Annotated in this window: 9 protein-coding genes and 2 pseudogenes; all 11 read right to left on the bottom strand. The window is 39.4% G+C overall.

The genetic code is table 11. The features are described 5' to 3' along the window. Positions 1-370 (bottom strand): transposase (locus PCY12_RS06690; protein WP_301352160.1); only part of this gene is annotated, 370 nt, incomplete at its 3' end. Between the two features lie 416 nt (positions 371-786). After that, a pseudogene (locus PCY12_RS06685) lies at positions 787-1,437 on the bottom strand (transposase); the annotation flags it as partial. Continuing rightward, positions 1,437-1,829 (bottom strand): annotated as a pseudogene (locus PCY12_RS10330) (hypothetical protein); the annotation flags it as partial. The pseudogenes PCY12_RS06685 and PCY12_RS10330, both read right to left, overlap by 1 nt. A 488-nt stretch (positions 1,830-2,317) precedes the next feature. Then, positions 2,318-3,007, bottom strand: coding sequence for a 50S ribosomal protein L1 (gene rplA, locus PCY12_RS06680; RefSeq protein ID WP_001085675.1), 690 nt, complete (start codon positions 3,005-3,007; stop codon positions 2,318-2,320). 206 nt (positions 3,008-3,213) lie between these two features. Next, the gene (rplK, locus tag PCY12_RS06675) at positions 3,214-3,639 is read right to left on the bottom strand and encodes a 50S ribosomal protein L11 (RefSeq protein WP_001085807.1); all 426 of its coding nucleotides are present in this window, start codon (positions 3,637-3,639) and stop codon (positions 3,214-3,216) included. A gap of 122 nt (positions 3,640-3,761) precedes the next feature. Next, positions 3,762-4,478, bottom strand: a complete 717-nt coding sequence (gene ldcB / locus PCY12_RS06670; protein WP_301352158.1) for an LD-carboxypeptidase LdcB/DacB — start codon at positions 4,476-4,478, stop codon at positions 3,762-3,764. 2 nt (positions 4,479-4,480) lie between these two features. Next, positions 4,481-4,951, bottom strand: a complete 471-nt coding sequence (locus PCY12_RS06665) for an HIT family protein (RefSeq protein WP_301352157.1) — start codon at positions 4,949-4,951, stop codon at positions 4,481-4,483. Between the two features lies 1 nt (position 4,952). After that, positions 4,953-5,990 (bottom strand): M42 family metallopeptidase, encoded by a 1,038-nt coding sequence (locus PCY12_RS06660; protein ID WP_301352155.1) that lies wholly within the window; start codon positions 5,988-5,990, stop codon positions 4,953-4,955. Positions 5,991-6,087: 97 nt separating this feature from the next. After that, complete coding sequence (gene brnQ / locus PCY12_RS06655) at positions 6,088-7,413, bottom strand: branched-chain amino acid transport system II carrier protein (protein WP_033685412.1); 1,326 nt, start codon at positions 7,411-7,413, stop codon at positions 6,088-6,090. A gap of 275 nt (positions 7,414-7,688) precedes the next feature. After that, positions 7,689-7,976: a rhodanese-like domain-containing protein gene (locus PCY12_RS06650; RefSeq protein ID WP_023943660.1), complete on the bottom strand. Its 288-nt coding sequence runs from the start codon at positions 7,974-7,976 to the stop codon at positions 7,689-7,691. Beyond that, positions 7,973-8,563 (bottom strand): uracil-DNA glycosylase family protein, encoded by a 591-nt coding sequence (locus PCY12_RS06645; RefSeq protein ID WP_301352154.1) that lies wholly within the window; start codon positions 8,561-8,563, stop codon positions 7,973-7,975. The genes PCY12_RS06650 and PCY12_RS06645 overlap by 4 nt, the downstream gene beginning before the upstream one ends. Positions 8,564-8,602 lie beyond the last annotated feature (39 nt).

Raw genomic sequence — 8,602 nt, 5'->3', positions numbered from 1 at the left:
CAGGGATATAGGAAGGTTCAATTAGTCCGCAACGGCCGAGTTGAGCAATCCATTCGGCATCTTTCATGTCTGTTTTTCGACCAGGCACATTCTTGATATGTTGAGGATTGGCAAGTACCAAGACGAGATTAGAATCTGAAAAGATATTAAAGAGAGGGAGCCAATATTGCCCAGTACTTTCAAAAAAGACATGTGTGACATGGTTTTCCACCAACCAATCTAAGGCATTGTGAAGAGCTACAGTAGTTGTCCCAAATTTCTTCTGAATTTTCTTTGGCTTATTAGTATCTAGTGGACCATCTAGAATACAACAAACAATGGATTTTTGGTGGACATCAATACCACAACACGTTTCAATCATGACTTCCATTATAAAAACCTCCTGTTAACTATTTGAACAATAGAACAAGAGGCTACTAGTAATTTTATTTTCATGCTCAAGGCATATTCGAGTTATCTCATGACTCTTGTTCATCCAGTTTTTTTAACAGGCTAGGAAAAGCCCTATTAGACACCACGGATTTGTATTGTTCATCTTCATTATAAGCTAAACTTCTTTTTCTGTCATGAGTTAGCAGGCTCTGCCTGCTTAGAGTTTTTTTAGCGAAAATAGCGATATCATAAATTTTGAAAACAAAAATCTATTTCAGAAATAAAAGAATCTATTTTAAAATGTAAATTTTCTTTTCATTTTTAGACGTAATTATTCAATGACAACCTCAGTTCCTAAAAAAGGGCAGACCATCCCCCTTGAAATTTCGTCATTTTTTTAAATGGGACAACTATTTAAGCAACCCAACTACTCAAATGCTTTGTTTCTTGTTTTTTTACTTTTGAATAAGCAAATCCTAATGTACATAAACAAGCCATTGAGACATATAAAGTTACTTTTTCTAACCCTCTTATCGTATGATTCTTAAACATAAAGTCTCTATCTAACCGACCATTAATTCTTTCTATGGCACTTCTCTTATTGTAAAGTCTCTCAAATTTATGTGATTGTTGTGATACTTTAGGGAAGATGCGAATATCTTCTGAACGATTAATTCTAAAAATTTGATTATTATATTTTGGATGGAATCCGTAACGCAATGAATCTGTCGATTGATCATAACCTTTGTACACTAATTCAATCATTTCATAATCTTCTGTTCGATAGAAGACTTGCCCATCTTGATTATAATAAAGGGCTGTATCTTTATATTGGCGGCTTTCTTCATCTTTCCACATATGTCTTGGAGGGATAATCGCAATCAATCCTTGTTCTTCGATGAATTTTCAAAATTCAACACTATCATGCCCTTTATCTGCCATCACTGCCTTTGTATCCTTCAATAGTAATTCTGATTCTGTAAGAATTTCTTCAGCGACTTCACGTTCTCCTTTACTTGCTGGAGTCACTTTAAAAGCTATCAGTAGTTCATAATTTACATCTGCTAATAAATGAACTCAGAAACCAAAATAATACTTCGTAGTTTTAGTTCCGTTATTTGAATAATAATTTTTTGCGGTCGTATCAGCCTGCGTTTCTCTTCTGCCATCTGGTTCTTTAGTAGATACTTTATTGGCGTAGCTTTGAATAATTTTCCCATTAACGGATACTTCTTTTCTAAAATCACCATCATCTCTGTCAAGTCTTCTTGATGTTCCTTTAATTTTTTTATAAAACGAGACATCGCAGCAGAACTTGGTACTATACAAACATGACTATTAGTATGATTCATAGAAATATAGTGAGATTTAAGTCCACATAATTGTCTTAATTGGCTATTTCTTCGACATTCTCGTAATAAACTTTCAATCGTTGTATGTTGGAAAACATTTTTTGCAAGAAGTAATCGCTACATACAACTGGATAATCATTTCTACCATTTGCTCGCTCTTCATCTAATTTTTTTAATAACTTTTCTGCTGGTAATACTGATATTATTTGTACTAATTTTTCTAATTCTCCTAAATTTCTTCTTCACTAAAAAGGCTCGTTTGTGTTACAATTTTCATGTGGAAATCCCTCCTTGAATATTTTTTTAAAACAACTATATTATACAGGAATTTCCACTATTTTTTAGCCGTAAAATTACAAAATAAACAAAATCGACACCAAAAAATCCTTATTTCATGGGACTTCATGGTGGCGATTTTTATTTTAGCACTATCCCTAAAGTATTGGTTTCATTGGGTTGCTTGGGCACGAAAATAATTCGTATTTCATTTGCTACTCACCCTATAAGCCAAATAAGATGACCATTTTATAGAGACTATAACTTACATACAAAAACGAGCACTTTCGTACTCGTCCTCTTTTATAAACTACTGATTAAAGTGAGTTTACGTCAACTTTGATACCAACACCTTGAGTAGTTGTGATAGTCAAGTTTGTTACGTAAGTTCCTTTAGCTGTAGCTGGTTTTGCTTTTTGGATTGTTTCGTTGAAAGCTTTGAAGTTTTCAACCAATTTTTCAGCTTCAAATGATACTTTACCGATGATAGCTTGAACGTTACCTGCACGGTCAGCACGGTAAGTGATTTTACCACCTTTAGACTCTTCAACTGCTTTAGCAACATCCATTGTCACAGTACCAGTTTTAGGGTTTGGCATCAAGTTACGTGGTCCAAGGACACGTCCAAGACGTCCAACAAGAGCCATCATATCAGGTGTAGCGATAACTACGTCGAAGTCCAACCAACCATCGTTGATTTTAGCAACAAGGTCATCTTCACCAACAAAGTCTGCACCAGCAGCTTTTGCTTCTTCAGCTTTTGCACCACGTGCGAAAACAAGAACGCGTGAAGTTTTACCAGTACCGTTTGGCAATACCATTGCTCCACGGATTTGTTGGTCAGCTTTTTTAACGTCGATGTTCAAGTTGTAAGCAACTTCTACAGTTGCATCAAATTTTGCAAAGTTAGTTTCTTTTGCAAGTGCTACAGCTTCTTCTACGCTGTATGCTTTTGTGCTGTCGATTTTCTCAAGAGCAGCACGAAGTTGTTTGCTTTTTTTAGCCATTTTCTATTCTCCTTGTAAGTGGTTCAATCGATTTTCATCTCCCACGTCACTCCTCGAAATGATGAAGTCTTGCGGGTTATCAGTCTATTAGATTCTTTTCCTACGTCGTTAAGTTCCCTTGCTGTACCCAAGTACAAGCATCAGTCACTTGCCTAGTATGAAAAGCAACTAATAGACTGCTGTGAGATTTTCTACTGTGTTATTGATTAGTCAACAACAGTGAATCCCATAGAACGAGCAGTACCTTCGATCATACGCATTGCAGACTCTACGTTTGCTGCGTTCAAATCTGGCATCTTAGTTTCTGCAATTTCTTGTACTTGTGCACGAGTAACTGTAGCAACTTTAGTTTTGTTAGGTGTACCTGATCCTTTTTCAACACCTGCAGCTTTTTTCAAAAGAACAGCAGCTGGTGGTGTTTTAGTGATGAAAGTAAATGATTTATCTTCGTAAACTGAGATAACAACTGGAATGATCATACCAGCTTGGTCAGCTGTACGAGCGTTGAACTCTTTTGTGAATCCCATGATGTTGATACCAGCTTGACCAAGAGCAGGTCCAACCGGTGGAGCTGGTGTAGCTTTACCAGCAGGGATTTGCAATTTTACAAGTTTTTCGACTTTTTTAGCCATTTTTAAATCCTCCTTTGTGGTTTTGGCGGTAATTAGAGATTTTTACCTCCCACAAGTATGTTTTTCACATACCCATCTATTATACACTATTTATCTGGAATTGCAAGAGAAAAGTTTATTTTTTAATCGACGTAATCTCCACCTTCAAAGCCGAAATACTCTTCCAAACTGAGGCCACTAGCTGCAATCTCTTTAGCCTCTTTTCCGACATAACGAAGGTGCCATTCCTCAGCCATATAGCCTGTTTCCTTTTCCTTACCTTTGAGATAACGAACAACAAAACCATAATCAGCCGCATGGTCCAAGAGCCATTGGGCCGCTTTTTCTTCTGTCACCAAATCACCATTTGTCCCAATCACATCAAAAGCCAAGCCTGTCTGGTGCTCGCTATAGCCAGGACGGGCAGAATAACGGTCGGCAGCTTCTTTCCCATCTTGATTGACATAATCTTGATAGAGCTTAGTCTGAGTTTCATAACTTCTAAAGCCACTGTAATGGTCGCTAATGGGGAAACCTGCCTCTTGCATTGCTTTGATGAGTTTGAGCAACTCAGCCTTGGCTGTTGGATTTTCCCCTGGATTGTAGTCTTTTGACAATGGGTAGTGTTTATTGGCTACGATGATTTCATCGTATTTCCCTTGGATGCTGTAGTAGTCTCCTTTATTAACCACTTCTGCTTTTTTCTGAGCAGCTCCTTGAGACTTACTTCCGACTGTTCCATCAGCTTTAGCTGTTTGTTCTGTCTTAGCTGCTCCATCTTCATTTTTTGATTTTTCTTGTGAACAAGCTGCTAGACTCAAGGCTAGCAAGGCTGTCAAGACAAGGTATCTTTTTTTCATTTCTACTCCTTTATTTCTAATAGTTTATCTACTTCTGACGATAAACGTTTGACTAATCTTTTAATCTCATCCGTTTTTACTTGGTATATTTCTGCTGTCATTTCTTCAAAGGGGACCCACCAGACTGGTCCACGTCCATTGAGACCGTGACCATTCATATCACCTGTCCGTCGTGGAAACAGATGCCAGTGGAGATGGGCATCGCCATTTCCTAGCAGTTCGATATTCATTTTCTCAGCAGTAAAGGCCTTGGCAACTGCCTCTTGGACTAGACTCATTTCTTCGAGAAAACGGATTCTAGTTTCCTTTTTCAAATGGTGCAATTCGGTAACGTGTTCCTTGGCTAGAAAGAGACTATAGCCTGTAAAATACTGGTGGTCTCCAATCACAAGATAGCCTGTTTCCAACTCTTTGACAAAGTAGGGATTTTCTCCCTTCTTGATGAGGTCAATTCTCTGACAAATTAGGCACATATTAGTCTACCAATGCGCTCTTGAGATAGGCATCGACCATACGCTCAGTCGCCACTACTGAGTCAATATGGGTACGCTCATAAGAATGGCTAGACTCGATACCAGCACCTAGAAGAGCATGTTTAACCTCTGCCCCTGCAGACATGGCTGCTGAAGCATCCGAACCATAAAATGGATAGATATCCAACTTAAATGGAATATCTTGCTCTTTCGCCAATCCAACCAAGTGTTGGCGGAAATCATAGTGATAAGGACCTGATGCATCCTTGACACAAATAGACACTGTATATTCGTCTGTTTGCTGGTCGTCACCCATAGCTCCCATATCCACAGCCAGATATTCTACTACCTGAGCAGGAATATTGGAGTTAGCCCCATGCCCCACTTCTTCAAAGACTGAAAAAGCAAAATGAGTTGTTACTGGTAATTCAATCTTCTCTTCCTTATAAATGCGAAGCAGGTTAAGCAAAATCGCTGCACTGACCTTATCGTCCAAATGACGAGACTTGATAAAACCTGTCTCTGTCACGACGGTTCGTGGATCAAAGCTGATAAAATCACCGACCTCAATACCAAGAGCACGAGTTTCTTTTTCACTGGTTACTTTGGCGTCCAAACGCACTTCCATATTGTCCTGGGTACGTTCTACAATTCCTGCATCCTTGTAGACATGGCAAGAAGTTTGGTGGATGAGGATGGTGCCTGATAGCTTTTGACCTGTGCTAGCCACATGAACGGTACAGTTTTCACCTTCAATCATGTTCCAAGGAAAACCACCGATACGATCCAATTTGAGACGGCCGGCTGGTTTGACAGCACGGACAATAGCACCCAGCGTATCTACATGGGCAGTCACATAGCGATGCTCTTCATTATTTTGACCTTTGATGGTCACATTGACACCGCCCTTAGCTGTGCGAACCGGCTGGTAACCAAAACCTTCTAAAGTTTTGACTAAATAGTCCGCAATGTCCCGAGTGAAACCTGTTGGAGACGCAATAGCTGTCAGTTCTTTGATATATTCTACTGTTTGATTCATTTCTTCACCTCTTTTGCTACCTATTATAACACATTTATCATCGGATAAAAAAAGAAAATCACTCCTGTAGACTTAGCTACAAGAGTGATTTTAATGATTATTCCATTTCAAAAACATCGCTTTCTTGCTTGTTTGGTAGAACCAATGAGAGCAAGATTCCGACAACGGCTGGTACTAACCATGGAAGTGATGCCTTGGCAAAAGGAAGAGCGTTGACAAGGTTTGCAAGAAACTCAACTTTAAATGAGCTTCCTAGTACGCTTGCAATAGCAATAGCTGTAACAACAGCAATTGTCAACTGCATACCTGGTTTTGAAAGGGCAACAAATTTGTTGACAATGACAATCATAACGATGGCAATCGTGATTGGGTACAAAATAACCAGTACTGGAATGGAGTACTTGATAATCGCATCAAGACCTAAATTGGCAATAGCAAATCCAATCAAGGTAAAGGCTGTCGCATAAACTTTATAGCTGATTTGTGGGAAACGTTCATTAAAGAACTCAGCTGTTGACACAATCAAACCAACCGTTGTTGTGAAGCAGGTTACGGTAACCATAGCTGCAAGGAAGAGTTGGGCTGTTGAGCCAAAGATTTCTTGAGTGGCTTGTGACAAGATGTAAACACCTGGTGTTCCACCCTTCATCGCTTCAGCTGGTACTGGGAAATGATTTCCAAGGAAACCTAAACCGATGTAAAGAGCGCTGAAGGCAAGGGCAACAACGATACCAACCACCCAAATAGTTGAAATGTATTCTTTCTTACTTGAAAACCCAAGTTGTTTCAAGGTTTGAACTGCGATTACACTGAAGGCAACTGAGGCAAGAGCATCCAAGGTATTGTAACCTTCTAGGAAACCTGTACCAAAGGCAGAAGCTTGATAAGCAGCTGAAGCAGCTTGAGGACTTGTCCCACCATATTTGAAAGCTCCTAGAACAACCAAGATAACAATCAAAATCGCAAAGACAGGCGTTAAAATACGTCCAATGCGGTCTAAGATTTTTGATGGATTAAGCGAAATCAAATAGGCTGCCGCAAAATACAGAACCGTAAAGACAATCAATCCAAGACCTTTATTTGCATCCGACAAAAGGGGGCTAATCCCTACTTCGTAAGCTGTTGTAGCAGTACGTGGAATAGCAAAGAATGGACCGATTGACAAGTAAAGAACTGAGAGGTAAAGAGTCGCAAACCAAGGCGCTATCTTTGTTGAAATCTCGTAGATATATCCTTTAGGATTTAGCGTTCCAATAATAAGAGTCAAGACGGCGATACCGACGCCTGAAAAGACAAAACCTGCGATGGCAGGAAGAAAATGTTCTCCAGATAGAGCACCTAGAGAAGGCGGAAAAATCAAGTTCCCCGCACCAAAAAATATTCCAAACAGGAGTAAACCTGTTAGGGCACCTTTTTTAGCCATGAAAATCTCCTTCATATTTATAAAATACTGACCTAGTATATCATGAATAGGAGTATGAAAAAAGCTTCACGAAGTAAATATTGAATGTTTTCAAGATTCTTAAAAATGAGAATTGTCTAAAAATAAAATCCCCTACCCAGTCCACGACAAGTAGGAGAAAATTCTAATGTTTATACTCTTCGAAAATCTCTTCAAACCACGTCAGCTTCACCTTGCCGTACTCAAGTACAGCCTGCGGCTAGCTTCCTAGTTTGCTCTTTGATTTTCATTGAGTATTAAAGTTCTTCAAAGGCCATCATGCCACCTTGAACATTGATAACTTCATAACCTTGTTCTGATAGGAATTGGCAAGCACGCGCCGATCTCATTCCAGATTTACAAATAACATAATGTAACTGATCCTTGTCCAATTGATCATAAGTGTCAGCTAATTGACTCAGAGGAAGATTCTGAGCACCTTCTAAATGAAGAGCTTCAAACTCATCCACTTCTCTCACGTCCACTAGAGAAAGTTGGTCGTTTTGGTAAAGCTGGTAAAATGCGTCAAAGGTTATTTCTTTCATTCTTTTTCTCCTAAAATAGTTTTAATTCTTTTTTTCAAGTCTGGCACCACTTCTGACTCAAACCAAGGATTTTTGGCCATCCAGATTTGATTTCGCGGCGAGGGGTGAACTAAAGGAAAATACTCTGGCAAGTAGTTCTGGTAATGTTTTACCCTTTCTGTCACCTTGCCACTGACTTTCTCCTGTAAATAGTAGGCTTGGGCATATTGACCGATCAAGAGGGTCAACTGGATATCGGGTAATTCTTGCAAGAGCTGTGGATGCCATTTTTCAGCAAAGCCTGTTCTCGGTGGCAGGTCACCTGACTTGCCATGTCCTGGAAAGTAGAAATCCATAGGCAAGACAGCAAAATAGCCTGAATTGTAAAAGGTATCTTCATCCACACCGAGCCAGTCCCGCAAACGATCACCACTTTTGTCCTTCCAGTAAAGGCCTGCTTCTTGGGTTTTAAGACCAGGCGCCTGACCGATGATATTGATGCGAGCAGTTTTTGGCGCTGCAAAAAGAGGCTCAATTCCGCGTTCTGTATAGATAGCATTCTGTGGATCCGCCATAATAGCTTTCTTGATTCTTTCGATTTGAGACATCTACTTTCCCTCCAAAAAGAAGTCTAAGCATAAGATCTC

The organism is Streptococcus sp. SPS1 (assembly GCF_030439915.1).
In the GTDB taxonomy this organism is placed as follows: Bacteria; Bacillota; Bacilli; order Lactobacillales; family Streptococcaceae; genus Streptococcus.
This window is presented reverse-complemented; position numbering and strand designations above follow the sequence as displayed.